This window comes from Mesorhizobium sp. M8A.F.Ca.ET.208.01.1.1, from assembly GCF_004791315.1.
Lineage (GTDB): Bacteria > Pseudomonadota > Alphaproteobacteria > Rhizobiales > Rhizobiaceae > Mesorhizobium.
Window position 1 is genome coordinate 1 of sequence record NZ_SRUT01000113.1, and the last position, 371, is coordinate 371.

At 69.0% G+C, this 371-nt stretch carries 1 pseudogene; it reads left to right on the forward strand.

The features are described 5' to 3' along the window. Positions 1-371 (forward strand): annotated as a pseudogene (locus EN851_RS34520) (monooxygenase); the annotation flags it as partial.

Consider the following 371-nt stretch of genomic DNA (forward strand, 5'->3'; position numbering starts at 1 on the left):
GTGGAAAGGAGCGTTTTTCCGCGTCGCAAGGTCTGCGGCGAATATATCTCGGCAAGCAATCTCGCGCTCCTCGAGCGGCTGGAGATCGGCGATGCGTGGCGGGCCGAGGCGGGCCCCGAAATTCGCCGGGTCGGCCTCTTTTCCGGCGACACCAGCGTCGAGGCGCCGATGCCGAAGTCCGGGTCCATGGCAGGAAACGGCTTTGGCCGGGCGCTCGGCCGCGACGTGTTGGACTCCCTGCTGTTGGATGCGGCCCGATCGGCCGGCGCGGAAGTCTTCCAGCCGTGCCGCGCCGCCGCCATCGAACGCGATGGCGCCTGCCAGACGGTGCGGCTCCAGGCAGGAGCCGCGAATTCCCGCGACGAAGCGAC